The organism is Oribacterium sp. oral taxon 078 str. F0262, from assembly GCF_000160135.1.
GTDB lineage: Bacteria > Bacillota > Clostridia > Lachnospirales > Lachnospiraceae > Oribacterium.
The window spans coordinates 68,805-87,359 of sequence record NZ_GG729938.1; the positions used below are offsets into that span (position 1 = coordinate 68,805).

Sequence of the window (18,555 nt, forward strand, 5' to 3'; positions counted from 1 at the left end):
TGAGGAGGAGACAGAGAATATGGCACGTTCCATTAAAAAAGGACCCTTCGCGGACAAGAGCCTCCTGAAGGCAGTGGACGCGTTGAATGCGCAGAATCAGAAGACCGTCATCAAGACCTGGTCCCGCCGCTCCACGATCTTCCCGTCCTTTGTCGGCCACACCATCGCGGTTCACGATGGGAGAAAGCATGTCCCGGTGTACATCACGGAGGATATGGTCGGACATAAGCTCGGCGAATTCGTCGTCACCAGAACCTACCGCGGACACCACGGAAACGGCGACGAGCGAAAGGCCTGATGGGCTTGAAAGGAGGAGACACAGATGTCAAAGGGTCACAGATCTCAGATAAAGAGAGAGAGAAACGATAAGAAAGACAAAAGACCTTCCGCAACTCTTTCCTACGCAAGAGTGTCCGTTCAGAAGGCATGCTTTGTGCTCGACGCCATCCGGGGCAAGGACCTCGCTCAGGCGATCGGCATCGTCAGCTATAACCCGAGATACGCTTCCACTCTCGTGAAGAAGCTTCTGGAGTCCGCAGCGGCAAACGCGGAGAACAACTGCGAGCTGCAGAGGGATTCCCTCTATGTCGCGGAATGCTTCGCGAATACCGCTCCCACGATGAAGCGGATTCACCCGAGAGCGCAGGGCAGAGCTTACCGGATCTTAAAGAGAAGCTCGCACATCACCGTCATTTTGGACGAGAAAAAGTAAGGAGGCGTTGAATGGGACAGAAAGTTAATCCGCACGGCATGAGAGTCGGCGTCATCAAGGACTGGAATTCCAAGTGGTACGCTGACAAGAAGAGCTTTTCCACCATTCTCATCGAGGATCACCGGATCAGAAGCTTCCTGAAGAAGAGACTCTATTCCGCCAATGTCTCCAGGATCGACATCGAGAGAGCGGCTGAGGACAAGGTGCGTGTGATCATCTATACCGCAAAGCCCGGCTTCGTCATCGGAAAGGGCGGTGCGGAGATCGAGAAGCTGAGAAAGGATGTTCAGAAGCTCACGGGCAAGAGCATCTATATCGATATCAAGGAGATCAAGAGGCCGGACCGCGACGCGCAGCTTGTGGCGGAGTCCATCGCGCAGTCCCTGGAGAACCGGATTTCCTTCCGGAGAGCGTTAAAGCAGGCGATGTCCCGGACCATGAAGTCCGGCGCGCTCGGCATCAAGGCCGCTGTGGGCGGAAGGCTCGGCGGAGCGGATATCGCGAGAAGGGAGTTCTACAGCGAGGGCACGATCCCGCTCCAGACGCTGAGAGCGGACATCGATTACGGCTTCGCTGAGGCGGCTACCACCTATGGCAGACTGGGCGTCAAGGTTTGGATTTACAAGGGCGAGGTACTTCCTGCCAAAAAAAATAAGGAAGGGAGCGAGAGATAACTATGTTAATGCCTAAGAGAACGAAATTCCGCAAGCAGATGCGCGGCAGAATGACCGGAAAGGCTACAAGAGGAAATAAAGTCAGCCACGGTGAGTTCGGTATTGTCGCTCTGGAGCCCTGCTGGATCAAAGCAAATCAGATCGAGGCGGCCCGTGTGGCGCTGACCAGATATATCAAAAGAGGCGGACAGGTCTGGATCGACATCTTCCCGGACAAGCCGATTTCCGCGAAGCCCCTGGGAGTCCGTATGGGATCCGGAAAGGGCGCGGTGGAATTCTGGGTGGCGGTCGTGAAGCCGGGCAGAGTCCTCTTCGAGATCGCCGGAGTCCCGGAGGAACTGGCGAGAGAGGCCCTGAGGCTCGCATCCCACAAGCTTCCCTGCAACTGCAAGATCGTTGCGAAGGCAGATCTGGAAGGCGGTGATAAGGAATGAAGAAGAATACATACTTAGAGGAGCTGAAGGCAAAGAGCGCCGAGCAGCTGAATGCGGAGCTTGTGTCTGCCAAGAAGGAGCTTTTTAAGCTGAGATTCCAGAACGCCACGAATCAGCTCAGCGATACGGCAAAGATCACGGAGGTTCGCAGAAACATCGCAAGAATCCAGACCGTTATCACCGAGAAGGCGAAAGCGTGAGAAGGGAGAGCGAAAGAATGGAGAGAAATCTGAGAAAGACCCGCACCGGCAAGGTTGTCAGTGCCAGGATGGACAAGACCATTGTCATCGCCATCGAAGATCACATGAAGCACCCCCTGATCGGAAAGATCGTGAAGCGGACCGTGAAGATCTACGCCCACGACGAGAAGAACGAGGCCGGAGAGGGAGATACGGTGAAGGTTATGGCCACAAGACCCCTTTCCAAGACCAAGAGATGGAGACTGGTCTCTGTGCTTGAGAAAGCGAAGTAAGGAGCAGGGAGGGAGCAGATATGATTCAGCAGGAAACAAGACTCAGGGTTGCTGACAACACAGGTGCCAGAGAGCTTCTCTGCATTCGCGTCATGGGCGGATCGACCAGAAGATACGCCGCTGTCGGAGATACCGTAGTCGCTTCCGTAAAGGACGCGATCCCCGGAGGACAGGTGAAGAGAGGCGATGTCGTGAAGGCTGTGGTTGTCCGCACCGTGGACGCCATCCGCAGGAAGGACGGCAGCTATATCCGCTTCGATGAGAATGCGGCGGTCATCCTGAAGGAGGACAACACACCGAAGGGAACCCGTATCTTTGGACCGGTGGCAAGAGAGCTTCGCGATCACGGCTACATGAAGATCGTCTCCCTCGCTCCGGAAGTATTATAAGGAGGTCGCCGGATGCGAAGAATCAGAAAAGACGATATGGTGAAGATCATCGCCGGAAAGGACAGCGGCAGGCAGGGCAAGGTGCTCTCCTTCGATCCGGAGTCCAATAAGGTAGTGGTAGAGGGCTGCAACATGGTGACAAAGCACCAGAAGCCGGGCGCAAACAATGCGCAGGGCGGTATCGTGAAGAAGGAAGCCGCTCTGGACGCTTCGAACGTCATGCTCCTTGTGGACGGCCAGCCGACCAGAGTGGGCTTCCGCATCGAGAACGGCCGGAAGGTCAGAGTGGCGAAGCGGACCGGGAAGGTCATAGACTAAGGGGAAGGAGGAAGGAAAGCGTGTCCAGATTAAAAGAGATTTACAATACAGAGATCAAAGAAGCTCTCAGGAAGAAGTTCAACTACGGAAACGTGAATGAGATCCCGAAGCTCGAGAAGATCGTCATCAATATGGGCGTCGGAGAGGCGAAGGAGAACTCCAAGGTCCTGGACAGCGCGGTGAGAGATCTGGAGATCATCACCGGACAGCACGCCGTCACCACGAAGGCGAAGAAGTCCGTCGCGAACTTCAAGATCAGAGAGGGACAGGCCATCGGATGCAAGGTCACTCTCCGCGGTGAGAGGATGTATGAGTTTGCGGACCGCCTGATCAATCTCGCTCTCCCCCGTGTCAGAGACTTCCGCGGTGTCAATCCGAACGCCTTTGACGGCAGAGGAAATTACGCCCTCGGGATCAAGGAGCAGATCATCTTTCCGGAGATCGAGTTCGATAAGGTGGACAAGGTGAGAGGAATGGATGTCATCTTCGTCACAAGCGCAAGATCCGACGAGGAGGCCAGAGAGCTCCTGACACTGTTCAATATGCCGTTTGCGAAGTAATCGGAGGGGAATATGGCGAAATTATCCATGAAGTTAAAGCAGCAGAGACCGGCTAAGTTTTCTTCCCGGGAGTACAGCAGATGCAAGATCTGCGGAAGACCGCATTCCGTGCTGAGAAAGTACGGGATCTGCCGTGTCTGCTTCCGCGAGCTGGCCTATAAGGGAGAGATCCCCGGCGTGAGGAAGGCCTCCTGGTAATACGGAAGAGGGACAAGAACAGGGGGAACGGGACGCCCGCTTATATTTCGGGAGTCCGGAAAAGATCGAATCAGAGAGACTAAGTCAGAGAAAGAGAAAGGATATCCGTAATCATGAGTATGAGTGATCCAATCGCAGATATGCTTACAAGAATCCGCAATGCAAATACCGCGAAGCATGATACCGTCAATATCCCCTCCTCCAGGATGAAGCTTTCCATCGCAGAGATCCTGAAGAACGAGGGATATATCCGGGACTATGAGCTGGTGGCGAACGGAAAATTTCAGGACATCAAAATCAGCCTGAAGTACGGCGCCAACAAGAATGAGAAGATCATCGGCGGGATCAAGAAGATCTCCAAGCCGGGTCTTCGGGTCTATGCCGGGAAGGAGAACATGCCCAGGGTGCTCGGAGGACTTGGCATCGCCATCGTCTCTACGAATCAGGGCGTGATGACTGATAGAGAAGCCAGAAAGAGGGGCGTCGGCGGGGAAGTACTGGCATTTGTCTGGTAAGCGACGATCTCACCCCCGGATCTTCGGGGGAGTCCCGCGGCCGGGGATTTCGCGGAAGCACTGTCTTTCGCCGGTCCCGGGCTGCGGATTTCTGAAAACAGTTTGCGAACTGAGAATTTAAGAGAGGAGACAGGATATGTCACGTATCGGAAAATTACCGGTAGCGATCCCGGCAGGCGTCACTGTTGAGATCAAGGACAATTATGTAAAGGTGAAGGGGCCGAAGGGGACGCTGGAGCGGACATTCGCCCCGGAGATCGGCATAAAGGAAGAGGACGGGCACCTCGTGGTGAGCCGTCCGAATGATAATAAAAAGGAGAAGTCTCTCCACGGCCTGAGCCGTGCTCTGCTCTTCAACATGGTTGAGGGAGTGCACAAGGGCTATGAGAAGAAGCTCGAGATCAACGGCGTCGGCTACAGGGCCGCAAAGCAGGGGAAGGTTTTGACCCTCACGCTCGGCTATTCCCACCCGGTGACGATGGAGGATCCGGAGGGGATCGAGACTGCCCTTGAGGGGAGCAATATCGTATACGTCCGGGGCATCGACAAGGAAAAGGTCGGACAGTACGCCGCGGAGATCCGCTCTAAGAGAGCGCCGGAGCCCTATAAGGGCAAGGGCATCAAGTATGCTGAGGAGACGATTCGCCGCAAGGTCGGAAAGACCGGAAAGAAATAATCACAGGAGGAAAGTAGAATGGTTAGCAAGAAGAATAAAGCTGAGCTTCGGCGGAAGAAGCACGCAAGGATCAGAAACCGTTTCTCCGGTACTCCTGAGAGACCCCGTCTTGCGGTTTTCCGCTCTGATAAGCACATGTACGCGCAGATCATCGATGATGCCGTGGGCAATACCCTCTGCGCCGCCTCTACGCTGGACAAGGATGCGAAGCTTGCGAAGACCGACAATGTCGAAGCCGCAAAATATGTGGGCAAGGCGATCGCCGAGAAGGCAAAGTCAAAGGGAATCAGCGAGGTGGTCTTTGACCGCGGAGGCTTCCTGTATCACGGAAAGGTCCAGGCGCTTGCGGATGCCGCAAGAGAGGCCGGACTGGTATTCTAAGCGAGAGGAGAAGACAGCAAGATGAAGCGTGAGAAAATTGATGCGAATCAGTTGGAATTAAACGATAATGTCGTCGCCATCAAGCGCGTCGCCAAGACCGTCAAGGGCGGCCGCACCATGAGATTTTCTGCTCTCGTAGTGGTGGGGGACGGAAACGGACATGTCGGCTGCGGAAAGGGAAAGGCGACGGAGGTGCCTGAGGCGATCCGGAAGGCCAGAGAGGCCGCTGTGAAGAGCCTCGTCGAGATTCCGGTCAATGATGAGAAATCCGTGCCGCACGACTACACCGGAAAGTTCGGCGCCTCCACCGTCCTTCTGAAGAAGGCTCCGGAGGGAACCGGAATTATCGCCGGAGGTCCGGCCCGCATGGTCTGCGAGCTCGCGGGGATCCGCAACATCCGTACCAAGTCTCTGGGCTCCAACAACAAGACCAATGTGGTTCTTGCGACCCTTCAGGGGCTGACATCCATGAAGACTCCGGAGCAGTTTGCCGCTCTCCGCGGCAAGACTGTGGCTGAGATCACGGGCTGAGAAGGAGGCAGAATATGGCAGATAAGTTAAAGATTACATTGGTGAAGTCTCCGATCGGTGCGATCCCGAAGCAGCGCGCTACGGTCAAGGCTCTGGGCCTTCGGAAGATCCGTCAGTCCGTGGAGCTCCCGAACAACGGCGCCACAAAGGGCATGATTCAGAGAGTCAACCACCTCGTGAAGGTGGAAGAGATTTAAGGAGGCATAGAATGGACTTAGCGAATTTAAAGCCCGCGAAGGGTTCCAGACATTCCGACAACTTCCGCCGGGGCCGCGGACACGGCTCCGGAAACGGAAAGACGGCGGGTAAGGGGCACAAGGGGCAGAAGGCGCGTTCCGGCGCACCGAGACTCGGCTTTGAGGGCGGTCAGATGCCTCTTTTCCGGCGCATCCCGAAGAGGGGCTTCACCGATCCCAACTCGAAGAAGATCGTCGGAATCAATCTCAGCGTGCTGGAAGAGAAGTTTGAGAGCGGAGACGAGGTCAATGAGGAGATTCTCCTCGCAAAGCGCATCGTGCGAAAGCTCGAGGACGGCGTGAAGATTCTCGGAAACGGAGAGCTCACAAAGAAGCTGAACGTCAGGGTGAGTGCCTTCTCCCAGTCAGCGAAGGAAAAGATTGAGGCCGCGGGCGGAACCTGTGAGGTGATCTGATGCTTCAGACGATACGAAACGTATTTACGGTAAAAGATCTGAGAAAGCGCCTTCTCTTCATCTTCCTGATGCTCGTAGTCATCCGTTTCGGCTCGAATCTCCCGATACCGGGGGTCAATCCGGCATATTTCCGGGAGCTTTTCTCGAAGATGTCGAACAACGATGCCTTCAGCTGGTTCAATACCATGACCGGCGGTTCCTTTGAACAGCTGAGCATCTTTGCCCTCTCCATTACGCCCTACATCACAAGCTCCATCATCATCCAGCTTCTCACAGTGGCGATCCCTTCCCTGGAGGAGCTGCAGAAGGACGGAGAGGAGGGCAGGAAGAAGCTGACGGAGTATACCCGTTATGTCACGATCGGTCTCTCTCTGCTCGAGTCCACCGCCATGGCGGTCGGCTTCGGCGGAAGCGGACTTCTGATCGGCTTCGTCTCGGCGAGCCTTGCGAGGAAGGTGGCGGGTGTCGCCCTCTGCGTGATTGCCATGACGGCCGGCTCCGCGCTTCTTATGTGGATCGGAGAGCAGATCACGGACAAGGGGATCGGAAACGGAATCTCCCTGGTCCTGCTTTTCAATATCCTCTCCTCCGTGCCCCAGGATTTCATCACGCTCTATGAGCGCTTTATCCAGGGGAAGAATACGGCGACGAAGGTGGTCGCTGTGATCCTCATCGCGGCGGTGCTTCTCGCTATGGTGGCCTTCGCGGTGGTACTGCAGGACGCGGAGCGCCGCATCCCGGTGCAGTATTCGAGAAGGATACAGGGAAGGGCGACGGCGGGGGGACAGCAGTCCATGATCCCCCTGAAGGTCAATACGGCGAACGTCATGCCGGTTATCTTCGCCTCCTCTCTGATGACCATGCCGGTCGTCCTCGGACAGATCCTGAAGGTGGATTACGGCACGCCGCTCGGAAAGGTCCTGATGACTTTGAACTCGGGGAGCTGGTGCAAGCCGGAGGCCCCGATCTATTCCATCGGCCTCGTCATCTATATCCTTCTTCTCTATTTCTTCGCCTACTTCTACACCTCGATTTCCTTTAATCCTCTGGAGGTGGCGAACAATATGAAGAAGCAGGGAGGCACGATCCCGGCGGTCCGCCCGGGAAAGCCAACCAGCGATTATCTGGAAAATATCCTGACCTATATCATATTTATCGGCGCAACGGGTCTCACTATTGTGGCGATCATCCCGATCTTTGCCTCCGGCATGCTGAACGTCAGCCGGATCTCCTTTTCCGGGACCTCCCTCATCATCATCGTGGGTGTCGTTCTGGAGACGCTGAAGGCGATCGATTCTCAGATGGTCGTGAGAAACTACAAGGGATTTCTGGACAGCTGATGACCGCAGCCTCCCGGGTCTCCGGGGGGCTGGACTTGCAAAGTGGGGAAAGCTATGAAAATTATCATGCTGGGGGCGCCGGGGGCCGGAAAGGGAACGCAGGCCATCCGCATCGCGGAGCGCTATCGGATTCCGCATGTTTCTACAGGGGACATCTTCCGCTCGAACATAAAGGGCGGCACAGAGCTCGGAAAAAAAGCAAAGGACTATATCGACAAGGGACAGCTGGTGCCGGATGAGCTGACGATCGGGATGCTTCTGGACCGCATCTCTCAGCCTGACTGTGAGGGGGGCTATGTCCTGGACGGCTTCCCCCGCACCATACCGCAGGCGGAGAGCCTGAAGGAGGCGCTGGAGAAGAGAGGGGAGAGGATCGACCTCGCTCTGGACATCGAGGTCCCGGACGCACATATCGTTCGCCGTATGGGCGGGAGGCGCGCCTGCCCGAAGTGCGGTGCGACCTATCATCTGGAGTTCGCACCGCCGGAGAGAGAGGGCCTCTGCGACCGCTGCGGATCGGAGCTCATCACCCGCTCGGATGACAAGGCAGAGACGGTACAGGGAAGACTGGATGTCTATCACCGCCAGACCTATCCCCTGATCTCCTATTACCGGGAGGAGGGAATACTCCGCGAGATCGACGGCACGAAGACACCGGACGAGGTATTTTCGGCTCTGGAGGCACTTCTCTCTGAAGTATAGGGAGGATGCCTGGGGCTTTCGTCGATGAAAGAGGGAGCGGCGGCGAGGCTGCCGCTCTCCGGAATACAGCGGAGAGAAAGGGCAGGGAAATGATCGAAATTAAATCAAAGAGAGAGATCGAGCTCATGCGGGAGGCCGGAAAGGTCCTCGCCGAGGTTCATGAGAAGCTGGGAGAGAAGGTGGCGCCGGGGCTGAGCACGGGGGAGCTCAACGATTATGCGGAGGGCATCATCCGAAAGGCAGGCTGTACGCCCAGCTTTCTGCATCTCTACGATTTTCCCGCGGCCTGCTGCATTTCCGTCAACGAGGAGGTCATCCACGGAATTCCGGACAGACACCGGATCCTGAAGGAGGGAGACATCGTATCCTTCGACATCGGGACCTGCTATCATGGCTACCACTCCGACGCTGCCCGCACCTGGCCGGTGGGGCAGTGCACGGAGGAGGCGAAGAGGCTTCTCAAGGTCTGTGAGGAGAGCTTCTGGAAGGGGATAGAGAATGCAGTTCCCGGCAATCATCTAAACGATATCTGCGGGGCGATCGGCGACTATGCAAACTCCATGGGCTTCGGCGTTCTCGAGGATTATGTGGGACATGGAATCGGGCATGAGGTCCACATGGATCCGGAGGTCCCGAACTTCCGCATGAAGAGAAAGGGACCGCGGCTCCAGGCGGGGATGACACTCGCCGTCGAGCCCATGATCACAGAGGGGACAAAGGAGGTCAGAGTTTTGGACAATGACTGGACCGTGGTGACTCTGGACGGAAAGCTCTCCGCACACTATGAGAATACGATATTGATCACGGACAACGGGCCGGAGGTCCTGAGTCTGAGAAAAGGATAAGGAGAAGGGATGTCAAAATCGGATGTGATCGAGATTACGGGAAAGGTCATTGAAAAGCTTCCGAATGCCATGTTTCAGGTGGAGCTTGAAAACGGGCATCAGGTGCTGGCCCATATCTCCGGCAAGCTTCGGATGAATTATATCCGGATCCTCCCGGGGGACAGGGTCACGATTGAGCTTTCTCCCTACGACCTCTCCAAGGGAAGGATCATCTGGAGAGATAAATAAAATTCCTTTACTTTGAGAGGGGCGTCTGCTAAAATTATACGGCGACTCTGTTCAAAAATGAAAAAAGAAAGGGGGATGGCTCATGAAGGTGAGATCATCGGTAAAGCCGATCTGCGAGAAATGCAAGGTGATTAAGCGGAAAGGTTCGGTCAGGATCATCTGCGAGAACCCTAAGCACAAGCAGAGACAAGGTTGATAATCAGGAGGAAGAAAGATGGCTCGTATTGCAGGTGTTGACTTACCCAGAGAGAAGCGCATCGAGATCGGTCTGACCTATATCTATGGGATCGGCAGATCCTCTGCGGACAAGATTCTCCGGGAGAGCAAGGTCAATCCGGACACCCGTGTCAAGGACCTCACGGACGATGAGGTCAAGGCGATCGCGAACTATATCGCGGAGAACCAGATGGTAGAGGGAGATCTCAGGAGAGAGACAGCTCTCAATATCAAGAGACTGCAGGAGATCGGCTGCTACCGGGGGATTCGCCACAGAAAGGGACTTCCGGTCAGAGGTCAGAAGACAAAGACCAATGCCAGAACCAGAAAGGGTCCGAGGAAGACCGTGGCGAACAAGAAGAAGTAATTCAGTTTAAATGCGGTGATCTTCATGTTTTAATTACAGGAAGAGAAAAGGAAAGTAGGTTAGTTTAATGGCGAAGTCAACTACGAAGAGAGTGACAAAAAAGCGCGTAAAGAAAAACGTTGAACGCGGGCAGGCACATATCCAGTCGTCCTTCAACAATACGATTGTGACGCTGACGGATGCGCAGGGGAATGCTCTTTCCTGGGCGAGTGCCGGTGGGCTCGGATTCAGAGGTTCAAGGAAATCTACTCCGTATGCAGCGCAGATGGCTGCTGAAACTGCTGTAAAGGCAGCTTTGGTGCACGGCCTTAAGTATGTGGATGTCATGGTCAAGGGTCCCGGATCCGGGAGAGAGGCGGCGATCCGCGCTCTGCAGGCCAACGGACTTGAGGTCACTTCCATCAAGGATGTGACGCCCGTCCCCCACAACGGATGCCGTCCGCCGAAGCGGAGAAGGGTATAAGGCTTTTTTCTTTATACCCGGCAGATTGACGACCCGGTTCTCCGGGTCCGCCCGATGAAGCAGGATTGCGTAAAGGGCGTATCACGAACTATGATATTCAGGAGGAAAATATGGCAGTAGATAAGGTTCCTGTACTTAAAAGATGCAGGTCGCTGGGACTGGATCCGGTATTTCTCGGTGTGGACAAAAAGTCCACAAGGCAGCTTCGGAACCAGAGGAGAAAGATGAGCGAATACGGACTTCAGCTCCGCGAGAAGCAGAAGGCGAAGTTCATCTACGGCGTTCTGGAGAAGCCCTTCCGGAATTATTATGCGAAGGCGGAGCGCATGAGCGGCCAGACCGGTGAGAATCTCATGATTCTCCTGGAGTCCAGGCTGGACAGCGTCATCTTCCGCATGGGACTTGCCCGCACGAGAAGAGAGGCGAGGCAGGTGGTCGGCCACAGGCATGTCACGGTGAACGGGAAGCTTGTGAATATCCCGTCCTACCTAGTTTCCGCGGGAGATGTCATCGCGATCAAGGAGTCCATGAAGAGCGCGCAGCGCTATAAGGACATCCTCGAGGTGACGGCGGGCAGGATGGTTCCGGCCTGGCTCGAGGTCGATCAGGAGAAGCTCAGCGCGACGGTGAAGCAGCTCCCGCACAGAGAGGAGATCGATGTCCCGGTCAACGAGATGCTGATCGTCGAGCTCTACTCCAAGTAAGGATCCATGCCGAAATGACCGGCATTATGACAAGAAGTATAAGTCCTGCGCGTCACTTTGCTGCGGTCGCAGCTTTTGTGCCGCTGACAGGTTAGAAAGCGAAGCCGCATAAAGGAGGCGTCATTCATGTTTGATTTTGAAAAACCAAACATAAGGGTGGTGGAGATATCGGAGGACGAGAGATTCGGCAGATTCGTCTGCGAGCCTCTGGAGAGAGGCTACGGAACGACCCTCGGAAACTCCCTGAAGAGGATCATGCTCTCCGCGCTCCCGGGCTCCGCGCTCTCCGCGGCGAAAATCGAGGGCGCAGATTTCCAAAGCGGCAGTGTCCCCGGCGTAAAGGAAAGCCTCTCAGAGCTCATCATGAACTTAAAGAGCCTCGCCATCCGGGATCTGTCGGATTCTGAGGATGCAAAGCGGCTGATCCTGACGGCGGAGGGAAGCGGGGTCGTAAGGGCCTCCTCCATTCAGGCGGAAACGGCGGACACGGAATTTGTGATCGCCAACGAGGAGCAGTCGATCGCGACTCTCACAGGGGAAGAAGCGCTCCGGATCGAGCTTTTGCTCAGCCGGGGCAGGGGATATGTCAGTGCGGAGGAGCAGGAGGAGCTTCCCGAGGGGATGTTCGCCCTGGACTCCAGCTATACGCCGGTGGAGCGGGTCAATATGTCCGTCGAGAATACCCGTGTCGGAAATATGACAGACTACGATAAGCTCACCGTGGATGTATTTACAGACGGGACCCTGCCTCCGGATGATGCTCTCTCCCTCTCCGCGAGACTTCTCTCCACGGAGCTCTGCCTCTTCGTGGATCTTTCCGCGAATGCGGCGGCAGCCGAGGTGATGGTGGAGAAGACCGACGATGAGAAGGGCAAGGCCCTGGAAATGAATATCGATGAGCTCGAGCTCAGTGTCCGCTCCTACAACTGCCTGAAGCGGGCCGGCATCAATACGGTGCAGGAGCTTTGCTCCAAGACTCCCGAGGATATGATGAAGGTCAGAAATCTGGGGAGGAAATCTCTGGAGGAGGTTCTCGCGAAGCTGAAGGAGCTGAACCTGAGCCTGACGGAGAAGGAAGAGCAGCAATAAAACCGATAAGACTAAAAAGCACGGAAGGAAAGAAACAGTATGGGAATGTACAGAAAGTTAGGGAGAAACAGCAGCCAGAGAAAGGCCCTTCTCCGCGCACAGACCACCGCGGTTCTTGAGCACGGCCGGATTTTCACGACCGAGGCGAGAGCGAAGGAGGTCCGGAGGAAGATTGAAAGGCTGATTACCCTTGGCATCCGGGAGAGAGATAATTTCGAGGAGGTCAGCATCCAGGCGAAGGTTCCGAGGAAGGACGCGTCCGGGAAGAGAGTCAAGGAGCTTGTGGACGGAAAGAGGCGCACGGTCTACGATACCGTAGAGAAGACGATCAAAAAGGATAAGCCCTCCCGTCTGGCTGCCCGGAGGAAGATCCTTGCGGAGACCTATGTTCCGGTGGTGATCGAGGGCCGGAGGAAAAAGGACGCGAAGAAGGTGGATCTTCCGAAGAAGCTCTTCGAGGAATACGGCCCGAAGTACGCGGACAGGAAGGGCGGCTATACCAGAATCGTAAAGGTCGGACTCCGGAAGGGAGATGCCGCGATGGAGGTCCTGCTGGAGCTGGTCTGATGCATCAAGGCCGTTTCCCCTCCGGATCGGATCGGGAGCGCTGAAGGATAAAAGATAAAAGAAAGAAATGGCCGATCGGGCCGAAGCGGATGCCTCGTCATTTATGCAAAGCGGGAGCGTCCTCTGGGAAGTGAACGGACAAGATTTGTCAAAAGACGGATCCTGTCCGTTTTTCATGAAATATCGGCGCTTCGAGAAAGCCCTATATTTCGGCTTCCATTTGGGCTATACTGTAGGAGTGTCATTATCCTTCGCGCTGGACCTGCTGACCGGCCGCTCCAACACAGGACGCTCTCGCTCCGACTGCCGCATCCAGCGGCGCATAAGCGATTTAAAAGGCCAAATCGCTAAACGCCGGGGCGGCAGACGGCCTGCTTATGGAGCGACCGGTCGGCAGAGAGGTTGGCTGAAGCCACCCGGGCGAAGCCGAGTCCTTCGCTTTGAAGAAGCGAAGCGGAGCGTAGAAGTCTGCCATCAGGCAGACTCGGAGCAGCGGGATAGGTATTGTGGTGAGGAAATTTCTGCATGGCTGTTTACCGTAAGAGGAGGCGGAATATGAAAAGGTGTTTTGGGATCCTGCTTTTTCTCCTTCTTTTCCTGATGGGAGGGACCATGCTTCTTGCGGCGGACCGCTACAGTACCATCGGAACGATCCGCATCGACGTAAATTCGGAGCTTGGGAACTTGAGTCCGGGAGAAAAGCTGCCGGAGCTTCGGGAGTCGGATTTTACGCCGGGAGACAGCGGAAAATACAGTGTGGCCGCCGTGAGGTGGCAGGATGGAAATATTGCCTCCGCTCCTCTTTCTGTGGGGAGCGCTCCGGAGCTTATCCTCACGCTGTCCGCACAGACGAGAGAGAAGCAGGACGGCTATGAGCTGATCTATCGCTTCGGCGGTTCCTACAGCTCATCCAATGTGCATGTGAAGAATGCGGAATTTGTCAGTGTCAGGGCGCTGAGCTCGGATCGCCTGGAGCTCTGCCTCAGGCTTCGGCCAGTCTCCGGAAAATATGGGGAGGCGGAGGGGCTTGCCTGGAGCGGGGATGTGATGGGGCTTGCGGCCTGGAACGCTCCGAAAAATGACTCCTCTTACTATGAACTGACATTGCTGAAGGACGGAAGAGAGCTTGTGACAATTACGACGGACAGGAGAAAGCAGAATCTTTACCCCTGGATGACGGAAGCGGGGGAATACCGTTTCCGTGTCGTGACGATTCCCTATACGGAGGAGCAGAAGAGGATCGGAAAAAGCTCGGGCGCCGCGGAATCCCCCTCCCTGAGCATTACGGAGGCCAGTGTATCGAATGGAAACGGAAAGTATGGGACGATGCAGGTACAGGGGGAGAGCGGGAGAGAGAAGCAAGAGGATCTGAGCAGCCGGGTCGGCTGGTACCAAAGCGGGGGAAGGTGGTACTTCCGCTATCCGAATTCTCAGCCGGCCGTCTCCTCCTGGCTTCGCTGGAATGGGAAATGGTACCGTTTCAACGAAAGGGGGGAGATGCTGAGCGGCTGGTTTAAAAACAGCGCGGGATACTGGTTCTATCTGGATCCCGGGGACGGAAAAATGATGACCGGCTGGCTGCAGTCCGACGGGCAGTGGTATTATCTTGAGCCCGCGGAGGGGGAGAGCCAGGGGGCGATGCTCCGGGATACGCTTCGCAAGATCGGGGGAAGCAGCTATTTCTTTGATCCGAGCGGACGCATGAGGACCGGCTGGCAGGAGTGGAAGGACGGCTCCGGACAGACTGTCTATTCCTACTTCTATGCGGACGGCAGGATGGCGAGGAACACAAGGATCGATGGCTTTCTTTTGAACAGCGAGGGAAAGTGGAGCAGAGAATGAAGATCATAGACGTAAGAAATCTGTCCTATGATTATGTGCGCCGGGATGAAAACGACAAGGTTGTGGAGAAAAGCCGCGCCCTTTCCGACCTCAATTTGACGATCGAGGAGGGGAGCTTCGTGTGCATCCTCGGCCACAATGGATCGGGGAAGTCCACCTTTGCGAAGCTTCTGGACGGTCTGGAGCTCCCGGCGGAGGGGACGGTCCTCGTCAGCGGGCGTGATACCAGGGAGGAGGAGGCTCTCTGGGAGATCCGGAAGGAGACCGGAATGGTCTTCCAGAATCCGGATAACCAGATCATCGCCTCCGTCGTAGAGGAGGATGTCGGTTTCGGACCGGAGAATATCGGAGTTCCGACTCCGGAGATCTGGAAAAGGGTGGACAGGGCGCTGGAGACAGTGCAGATGACGGCCTATCGCCTGAAGTCTCCCAACCGGCTCTCCGGAGGGCAGAAGCAAAGGGTGGCGATCGCGGGCACCATGGCCATGCTCCCCCGCTGCATCGTCCTGGACGAACCGACGGCGATGCTGGACCCAAGCGGAAGGGCAGAGGTCCTCAGGACGATACAGGACCTAAACCGCAGGGAAAAGGTCAGTATTATCCTGATTACCCATTATATGGAAGAGACCGTAAATGCGGATCGCATCCTCGTGATCGACGAGGGCAGACTCGTCATGGACGGAAGTCCCCGGGAGGTCTTCCGGGAGATTGAGCGTCTGAAAAGCTACCGGATGGATGTGCCGGAGCTCACAGAGCTCGCCTGGCGGCTGAAGAGGAGAGGGATGCCCCTCCCGGATGGAATCCTGACGAGGGAGGAGCTGCTCCGCGAGCTGAAACACTGCCTTCCCGCCGGGAGGGCTGAGGACCCCCCGCTCCCGGAGCACCGGGAGATCACGGACCCGATCCTCCGAATCTCCCATCTCTCCCACGTCTACCAAAAGGGAACCGCGATGGAGAGCTACGCGCTTCGAGACCTGAACTGCGAGATTCAGAGGGGATCGATCACAGCGATTATCGGACATACGGGCTCCGGGAAATCGACTTTTGTGCAGCATCTTAATGGCCTGCTCGAGGCCTCCGAGGGAGAGATCCTTGTGAACTTCAGGGAGAAGCTTCCTCTTCTTCCCGAAGAGAAGCGCTTCCTCTTTTTTCGCCTCCGGAGAGAGAGAAAGAGACCGGAGGGGGAGGAGATCAGCATTGAAACGGAGGGCTTCGATCGAAAGGCCCTCCGCTTCAAGGTAGGGCTTGTCTTTCAGTACCCGGAATATCAGCTCTTTGAGACAGATGTCCTTAGGGATGTCATGTTCGGGCCGAAAAATGAGGGCTTTTCCGACGAAGAGGCGGAGGAAATGGCGAAGGAGGCGCTCCGGAGAGTGGGGCTTCCCGAGGAAATCTGGGAGAAGTCGCCCTTTGAGATCTCCGGCGGGCAGAAGAGAAGAGCTGCGATCGCCGGTGTCCTCGCCATGCGCCCCGAGGTCCTGATCCTGGATGAACCGACGGCGGGGCTGGACCCCGCGGGGAGGGAGGATCTCTTCCGACAGATCGACGAGCTCCACAGAGTGGAGGGGATGACGATCCTTCTCGTCTCCCATTCCATGGACGATGTCGCCCGCTACGCGGAGCAGGTGCTTGTCCTCTCCGGAGGAGAGCTCAAAATGAGCGGAAGCCCGGAGGAGATCTTTTCTCATATTGAGGCACTGGAGGAGATGGGGCTCGGCGCACCGCAGATGAGCTATTTGATCCGCGACATGAGGAGGGCGGGCTATGCGCTCCCCGGAAGGCCGGATACCGTAGAGGAAGCGGCAGAGGCGATACTTTCCGCTTATCGGGAGGGAGAGCGAAATGCTTAGAGAAGTGACGCTAGGACAGTATTATCCCGTAGATTCCGTCATCCACCGGCTGGACCCCAGGGTAAAGCTTCTCTCCACTCTCCTGTATATGCTCTCCCTCTTTCTCGTTAAAAGCTGGAGCGCTTATCTCCTCGCCGTGCTGCTCCTCGCCGCGCTGATCCGCCTGTCCAAGGTCCCCTTTCGCTTTATGACGAAGGGACTTCGCGGCATGCTGTTCCTCCTCCTCCTTTCTGTGAGCTTCAACCTCTTTTTAACGCCGGGAGAGGTGATCTGGCATTTTTACTTTCTGAAGCTCACGAGAGAGGGAGTTCGAATCGCGGCCATGATGGCGTCCCGGCTCATCCTCCTTGTGCTCGGGAGCTCTCTCATGACGCTCACGACGACACCGAATCAGCTCACGGACGGACTGGAGAAGGGGCTGTCCATCCTGAAGCTCCTGCATGTCCCGGTCCATGAGATCGCGATGATGATGTCAATCGCCCTCCGCTTCATTCCCATCCTCGTAGAGGAGACGGACAAGATCATGAAGGCGCAGATGGCGAGAGGGGCGGACTTTGAGAGCGGAGGGATGTTCCAGAGAGCGAAGGCCATGGTTCCGATCCTGGTCCCGCTCTTTGTGAGTGCCTTTCGAAGGGCGAATGAGCTCGCAACGGCGATGGAGGCCCGGTGCTACCGCGGGGGAGAGGGGAGAACGAAGATGAAGCCCCTTCGCTACGAAAAAAGAGATTTTCTGGCCTATGGCTTTATGCTTTTCTATCTTCTGCTCTGCGTCGGAAGCCGCTTTCTGCCGCTTCCGTAGGGTGCAGGATCTGCCCCGCTCATTTCGGAGAAGGAGAAGCTGAAATGCGAAGGATTCGTCTGGATATCGCCTATGACGGCACGAATTACCACGGCTGGCAGTATCAGGAGGGACAGAGCACGATAGAGGGAGAGCTTCGCCGCGCTCTCTCTGAGCTTCTCCCGGGGGAGGAAATTGGACTTACGGGCGCAAGCCGCACGGATGCCGGTGTCCACGCAAGACAAAATACCGCCTGCTTTGATACAAAGAGCCGCATCCCGGGAGCGAATTTTTCGATGGCGCTGAACTGCCGTCTCCCGGAGGACATCCGTATCCTCCGCTCTATGGAGGCGGGGGAAGACTTCCATCCCCGCTTCAGCCCGCATAAAAAGGTCTATGAGTACCGGATCGGCCGATCCCGGATTCCGGATCCCCTGAAAAGGCTCTACTGCTTTCCCTTTTCCTTTCCGCTCTCTCTTTCGGAGATGCGTCTCGCCGCGGAGGAGCTTGTCGGAGAGCATGACTTTCGGAGCTTTGCCAATCCCGACTCCCAGGTCCTTATGCACGGGGGGGCCGCTGTCCGGACGCTCTACGAGCTTTCCCTTAGGGAGGAAGGGGAGGAATTGATCCTCCACTTCGAGGGAAGCGGCTTTCTTTACCACATGATCCGTATCCTGACGGGAACGCTTCTTGAGATCGGCTCCGGAAGGAGAAGGGCAGCGGAGATTCCGGAGATCCTCGCGGCGAGGGACCGCAGGCGGGCCGGCTTCACCGCTCCCGCAAAGGGGCTCTGCCTCCTGGCGCTTTGCTACGAGGGAGATTCCCCTTTGCCGGAGGGAAATCTCAGCGGGGCAGAGCGAAAATAAAGGGCAGCGCGGAAATGAGCTGCCGCGCGCGGAACTCTCATGCTGAAGTCTTTGGCAGCGGCAAAGAGATCCGTCACAGGGACTGCTTCGCAGTTTGCCATCCACATCCATAACAGGGATTCGCATTTCATCCGCCGCCTTGCACGTCCGTACAAGCAATGGTGCCCGTTCTGCCGCTGGCTAGGA

General features: G+C 56.2%; 30 protein-coding genes. All 30 read left to right on the top strand.

What is annotated here, in order from left to right; translation table 11 throughout:
• The first annotated feature begins 19 nt into the window (after positions 1 to 19).
• On the top strand, positions 20 to 298 hold the full coding sequence (gene rpsS / locus GCWU000341_RS12030; RefSeq protein WP_009216337.1) for a 30S ribosomal protein S19: 279 nt from the start codon (positions 20 to 22) through the stop codon (positions 296 to 298).
• A 24-nt stretch (positions 299 to 322) separates the two neighbouring features.
• Entirely contained in the window at positions 323 to 712 is a 390-nt protein-coding gene (gene rplV, locus GCWU000341_RS12035; RefSeq protein WP_009216338.1) for a 50S ribosomal protein L22, read from the top strand.
• Positions 713 to 723: 11 nt separating this feature from the next.
• The gene (gene rpsC, locus GCWU000341_RS12040) at positions 724 to 1,386 is read left to right on the top strand and encodes a 30S ribosomal protein S3 (RefSeq protein WP_009216339.1); all 663 of its coding nucleotides are present in this window, start codon (positions 724 to 726) and stop codon (positions 1,384 to 1,386) included.
• A gap of 2 nt (positions 1,387 to 1,388) precedes the next feature.
• Complete coding sequence (rplP, locus tag GCWU000341_RS12045; RefSeq protein ID WP_009216340.1) at positions 1,389 to 1,820, top strand: 50S ribosomal protein L16; 432 nt, start codon at positions 1,389 to 1,391, stop codon at positions 1,818 to 1,820.
• On the top strand, positions 1,817 to 2,020 hold the full coding sequence (gene rpmC / locus GCWU000341_RS12050) for a 50S ribosomal protein L29 (protein WP_009216341.1): 204 nt from the start codon (positions 1,817 to 1,819) through the stop codon (positions 2,018 to 2,020). The genes rplP and rpmC overlap by 4 nt, the downstream gene beginning before the upstream one ends.
• A 17-nt stretch (positions 2,021 to 2,037) precedes the next feature.
• Positions 2,038 to 2,292: a 30S ribosomal protein S17 gene (gene rpsQ, locus GCWU000341_RS12055; protein WP_009216342.1), complete on the top strand. Its 255-nt coding sequence runs from the start codon at positions 2,038 to 2,040 to the stop codon at positions 2,290 to 2,292.
• Between the two features lie 20 nt (positions 2,293 to 2,312).
• A complete protein-coding gene (gene rplN / locus GCWU000341_RS12060; RefSeq protein WP_009216343.1) occupies positions 2,313 to 2,681 on the top strand; it encodes a 50S ribosomal protein L14 in 369 nt (122 codons plus the stop codon).
• A 12-nt stretch (positions 2,682 to 2,693) separates the two neighbouring features.
• On the top strand, positions 2,694 to 2,999 hold the full coding sequence (gene rplX, locus GCWU000341_RS12065) for a 50S ribosomal protein L24 (RefSeq protein ID WP_009216344.1): 306 nt from the start codon (positions 2,694 to 2,696) through the stop codon (positions 2,997 to 2,999).
• Positions 3,000 to 3,019: 20 nt separating this feature from the next.
• Positions 3,020 to 3,559 (top strand): 50S ribosomal protein L5, encoded by a 540-nt coding sequence (gene rplE / locus GCWU000341_RS12070; RefSeq protein ID WP_009216345.1) that lies wholly within the window; start codon positions 3,020 to 3,022, stop codon positions 3,557 to 3,559.
• A gap of 12 nt (positions 3,560 to 3,571) precedes the next feature.
• Positions 3,572 to 3,757, top strand: a complete 186-nt coding sequence (locus GCWU000341_RS12075; protein WP_009216346.1) for a type Z 30S ribosomal protein S14 — start codon at positions 3,572 to 3,574, stop codon at positions 3,755 to 3,757.
• 113 nt (positions 3,758 to 3,870) lie between these two features.
• A complete protein-coding gene (rpsH, locus tag GCWU000341_RS12080; protein ID WP_009216347.1) occupies positions 3,871 to 4,272 on the top strand; it encodes a 30S ribosomal protein S8 in 402 nt (133 codons plus the stop codon).
• Between the two features lie 136 nt (positions 4,273 to 4,408).
• A complete protein-coding gene (rplF, locus tag GCWU000341_RS12085) occupies positions 4,409 to 4,948 on the top strand; it encodes a 50S ribosomal protein L6 (protein WP_009216348.1) in 540 nt (179 codons plus the stop codon).
• Positions 4,949 to 4,966: 18 nt separating this feature from the next.
• Positions 4,967 to 5,329, top strand: a complete 363-nt coding sequence (rplR, locus tag GCWU000341_RS12090) for a 50S ribosomal protein L18 (RefSeq protein WP_009216349.1) — start codon at positions 4,967 to 4,969, stop codon at positions 5,327 to 5,329.
• Positions 5,330 to 5,350: 21 nt separating this feature from the next.
• Complete coding sequence (gene rpsE, locus GCWU000341_RS12095; RefSeq protein WP_009216350.1) at positions 5,351 to 5,860, top strand: 30S ribosomal protein S5; 510 nt, start codon at positions 5,351 to 5,353, stop codon at positions 5,858 to 5,860.
• A gap of 14 nt (positions 5,861 to 5,874) precedes the next feature.
• Positions 5,875 to 6,057, top strand: coding sequence for a 50S ribosomal protein L30 (rpmD, locus tag GCWU000341_RS12100; protein WP_009216351.1), 183 nt, complete (start codon positions 5,875 to 5,877; stop codon positions 6,055 to 6,057).
• A gap of 11 nt (positions 6,058 to 6,068) precedes the next feature.
• On the top strand, positions 6,069 to 6,512 hold the full coding sequence (gene rplO / locus GCWU000341_RS12105) for a 50S ribosomal protein L15 (RefSeq protein ID WP_009216352.1): 444 nt from the start codon (positions 6,069 to 6,071) through the stop codon (positions 6,510 to 6,512).
• Complete coding sequence (gene secY / locus GCWU000341_RS12110) at positions 6,512 to 7,852, top strand: preprotein translocase subunit SecY (protein ID WP_009216353.1); 1,341 nt, start codon at positions 6,512 to 6,514, stop codon at positions 7,850 to 7,852. The genes rplO and secY overlap by 1 nt, the downstream gene beginning before the upstream one ends.
• A gap of 54 nt (positions 7,853 to 7,906) precedes the next feature.
• Positions 7,907 to 8,554: an adenylate kinase gene (locus tag GCWU000341_RS12115; RefSeq protein WP_009216354.1), complete on the top strand. Its 648-nt coding sequence runs from the start codon at positions 7,907 to 7,909 to the stop codon at positions 8,552 to 8,554.
• A gap of 89 nt (positions 8,555 to 8,643) precedes the next feature.
• Positions 8,644 to 9,399, top strand: coding sequence for a type I methionyl aminopeptidase (gene map, locus GCWU000341_RS12120; RefSeq protein ID WP_040654454.1), 756 nt, complete (start codon positions 8,644 to 8,646; stop codon positions 9,397 to 9,399).
• 9 nt (positions 9,400 to 9,408) lie between these two features.
• Positions 9,409 to 9,627: a translation initiation factor IF-1 gene (infA, locus tag GCWU000341_RS12125; RefSeq protein ID WP_009216356.1), complete on the top strand. Its 219-nt coding sequence runs from the start codon at positions 9,409 to 9,411 to the stop codon at positions 9,625 to 9,627.
• A gap of 82 nt (positions 9,628 to 9,709) precedes the next feature.
• Positions 9,710 to 9,823, top strand: a complete 114-nt coding sequence (gene rpmJ, locus GCWU000341_RS13295) for a 50S ribosomal protein L36 (RefSeq protein ID WP_005339020.1) — start codon at positions 9,710 to 9,712, stop codon at positions 9,821 to 9,823.
• 18 nt (positions 9,824 to 9,841) lie between these two features.
• Positions 9,842 to 10,210 carry a 30S ribosomal protein S13 gene (gene rpsM / locus GCWU000341_RS12130; RefSeq protein ID WP_009216357.1) on the top strand — a complete coding sequence of 123 codons (369 nt, stop codon included), beginning with the start codon at positions 9,842 to 9,844 and terminating at the stop codon, positions 10,208 to 10,210.
• A 67-nt stretch (positions 10,211 to 10,277) separates the two neighbouring features.
• Positions 10,278 to 10,673: a 30S ribosomal protein S11 gene (gene rpsK / locus GCWU000341_RS12135; protein WP_009216358.1), complete on the top strand. Its 396-nt coding sequence runs from the start codon at positions 10,278 to 10,280 to the stop codon at positions 10,671 to 10,673.
• 110 nt (positions 10,674 to 10,783) lie between these two features.
• On the top strand, positions 10,784 to 11,377 hold the full coding sequence (gene rpsD, locus GCWU000341_RS12140) for a 30S ribosomal protein S4 (RefSeq protein WP_036600477.1): 594 nt from the start codon (positions 10,784 to 10,786) through the stop codon (positions 11,375 to 11,377).
• A 126-nt stretch (positions 11,378 to 11,503) separates the two neighbouring features.
• Positions 11,504 to 12,466: a DNA-directed RNA polymerase subunit alpha gene (locus tag GCWU000341_RS12145; RefSeq protein WP_009216360.1), complete on the top strand. Its 963-nt coding sequence runs from the start codon at positions 11,504 to 11,506 to the stop codon at positions 12,464 to 12,466.
• Positions 12,467 to 12,505: 39 nt separating this feature from the next.
• Positions 12,506 to 13,033 carry a bL17 family ribosomal protein gene (locus tag GCWU000341_RS14410; RefSeq protein WP_009216361.1) on the top strand — a complete coding sequence of 176 codons (528 nt, stop codon included), beginning with the start codon at positions 12,506 to 12,508 and terminating at the stop codon, positions 13,031 to 13,033.
• A gap of 555 nt (positions 13,034 to 13,588) precedes the next feature.
• Entirely contained in the window at positions 13,589 to 14,875 is a 1,287-nt protein-coding gene (locus tag GCWU000341_RS12160; RefSeq protein ID WP_009216363.1) for an N-acetylmuramoyl-L-alanine amidase family protein, read from the top strand.
• A complete protein-coding gene (locus tag GCWU000341_RS12165) occupies positions 14,872 to 16,725 on the top strand; it encodes an energy-coupling factor transporter ATPase (RefSeq protein WP_009216364.1) in 1,854 nt (617 codons plus the stop codon). Before GCWU000341_RS12160 ends, GCWU000341_RS12165 begins: the two co-directional genes overlap by 4 nt.
• Positions 16,718 to 17,524, top strand: a complete 807-nt coding sequence (locus GCWU000341_RS12170; protein WP_009216365.1) for an energy-coupling factor transporter transmembrane component T family protein — start codon at positions 16,718 to 16,720, stop codon at positions 17,522 to 17,524. The genes GCWU000341_RS12165 and GCWU000341_RS12170 overlap by 8 nt, the downstream gene beginning before the upstream one ends.
• A gap of 44 nt (positions 17,525 to 17,568) precedes the next feature.
• Positions 17,569 to 18,369 carry a tRNA pseudouridine(38-40) synthase TruA gene (gene truA / locus GCWU000341_RS12175; protein WP_009216366.1) on the top strand — a complete coding sequence of 267 codons (801 nt, stop codon included), beginning with the start codon at positions 17,569 to 17,571 and terminating at the stop codon, positions 18,367 to 18,369.
• Positions 18,370 to 18,555 lie beyond the last annotated feature (186 nt).

What these genes read in the sequence shown, in the direction of transcription:
- rpsS (WP_009216337.1), top strand. Translation starts at nt 20, where the DNA reads ATGGCACGTTCCATTAAAAAAGGACCCTTCGCGGACAAGAGCCTCCTG.
- rplV (WP_009216338.1), top strand. Translation starts at nt 323, where the DNA reads ATGTCAAAGGGTCACAGATCTCAGATAAAGAGAGAGAGAAACGATAAG.
- rpsC (WP_009216339.1), top strand. Translation starts at nt 724, where the DNA reads ATGGGACAGAAAGTTAATCCGCACGGCATGAGAGTCGGCGTCATCAAG.
- rplP (WP_009216340.1), top strand. Translation starts at nt 1,389, where the DNA reads ATGTTAATGCCTAAGAGAACGAAATTCCGCAAGCAGATGCGCGGCAGA.
- rpmC (WP_009216341.1), top strand. Translation starts at nt 1,817, where the DNA reads ATGAAGAAGAATACATACTTAGAGGAGCTGAAGGCAAAGAGCGCCGAG.
- rpsQ (WP_009216342.1), top strand. Translation starts at nt 2,038, where the DNA reads ATGGAGAGAAATCTGAGAAAGACCCGCACCGGCAAGGTTGTCAGTGCC.
- rplN (WP_009216343.1), top strand. Translation starts at nt 2,313, where the DNA reads ATGATTCAGCAGGAAACAAGACTCAGGGTTGCTGACAACACAGGTGCC.
- rplX (WP_009216344.1), top strand. Translation starts at nt 2,694, where the DNA reads ATGCGAAGAATCAGAAAAGACGATATGGTGAAGATCATCGCCGGAAAG.
- GCWU000341_RS12075 (WP_009216346.1), top strand. Translation starts at nt 3,572, where the DNA reads ATGGCGAAATTATCCATGAAGTTAAAGCAGCAGAGACCGGCTAAGTTT.
- rpsH (WP_009216347.1), top strand. Translation starts at nt 3,871, where the DNA reads ATGAGTATGAGTGATCCAATCGCAGATATGCTTACAAGAATCCGCAAT.
- rplF (WP_009216348.1), top strand. Translation starts at nt 4,409, where the DNA reads ATGTCACGTATCGGAAAATTACCGGTAGCGATCCCGGCAGGCGTCACT.
- rplR (WP_009216349.1), top strand. Translation starts at nt 4,967, where the DNA reads ATGGTTAGCAAGAAGAATAAAGCTGAGCTTCGGCGGAAGAAGCACGCA.
- rpsE (WP_009216350.1), top strand. Translation starts at nt 5,351, where the DNA reads ATGAAGCGTGAGAAAATTGATGCGAATCAGTTGGAATTAAACGATAAT.
- rpmD (WP_009216351.1), top strand. Translation starts at nt 5,875, where the DNA reads ATGGCAGATAAGTTAAAGATTACATTGGTGAAGTCTCCGATCGGTGCG.
- rplO (WP_009216352.1), top strand. Translation starts at nt 6,069, where the DNA reads ATGGACTTAGCGAATTTAAAGCCCGCGAAGGGTTCCAGACATTCCGAC.
- secY (WP_009216353.1), top strand. Translation starts at nt 6,512, where the DNA reads ATGCTTCAGACGATACGAAACGTATTTACGGTAAAAGATCTGAGAAAG.
- GCWU000341_RS12115 (WP_009216354.1), top strand. Translation starts at nt 7,907, where the DNA reads ATGAAAATTATCATGCTGGGGGCGCCGGGGGCCGGAAAGGGAACGCAG.
- map (WP_040654454.1), top strand. Translation starts at nt 8,644, where the DNA reads ATGATCGAAATTAAATCAAAGAGAGAGATCGAGCTCATGCGGGAGGCC.
- infA (WP_009216356.1), top strand. Translation starts at nt 9,409, where the DNA reads ATGTCAAAATCGGATGTGATCGAGATTACGGGAAAGGTCATTGAAAAG.
- rpmJ (WP_005339020.1), top strand. Translation starts at nt 9,710, where the DNA reads ATGAAGGTGAGATCATCGGTAAAGCCGATCTGCGAGAAATGCAAGGTG.
- rpsM (WP_009216357.1), top strand. Translation starts at nt 9,842, where the DNA reads ATGGCTCGTATTGCAGGTGTTGACTTACCCAGAGAGAAGCGCATCGAG.
- rpsK (WP_009216358.1), top strand. Translation starts at nt 10,278, where the DNA reads ATGGCGAAGTCAACTACGAAGAGAGTGACAAAAAAGCGCGTAAAGAAA.
- rpsD (WP_036600477.1), top strand. Translation starts at nt 10,784, where the DNA reads ATGGCAGTAGATAAGGTTCCTGTACTTAAAAGATGCAGGTCGCTGGGA.
- GCWU000341_RS12145 (WP_009216360.1), top strand. Translation starts at nt 11,504, where the DNA reads ATGTTTGATTTTGAAAAACCAAACATAAGGGTGGTGGAGATATCGGAG.
- GCWU000341_RS14410 (WP_009216361.1), top strand. Translation starts at nt 12,506, where the DNA reads ATGGGAATGTACAGAAAGTTAGGGAGAAACAGCAGCCAGAGAAAGGCC.
- GCWU000341_RS12160 (WP_009216363.1), top strand. Translation starts at nt 13,589, where the DNA reads ATGAAAAGGTGTTTTGGGATCCTGCTTTTTCTCCTTCTTTTCCTGATG.
- GCWU000341_RS12165 (WP_009216364.1), top strand. Translation starts at nt 14,872, where the DNA reads ATGAAGATCATAGACGTAAGAAATCTGTCCTATGATTATGTGCGCCGG.
- GCWU000341_RS12170 (WP_009216365.1), top strand. Translation starts at nt 16,718, where the DNA reads ATGCTTAGAGAAGTGACGCTAGGACAGTATTATCCCGTAGATTCCGTC.
- truA (WP_009216366.1), top strand. Translation starts at nt 17,569, where the DNA reads ATGCGAAGGATTCGTCTGGATATCGCCTATGACGGCACGAATTACCAC.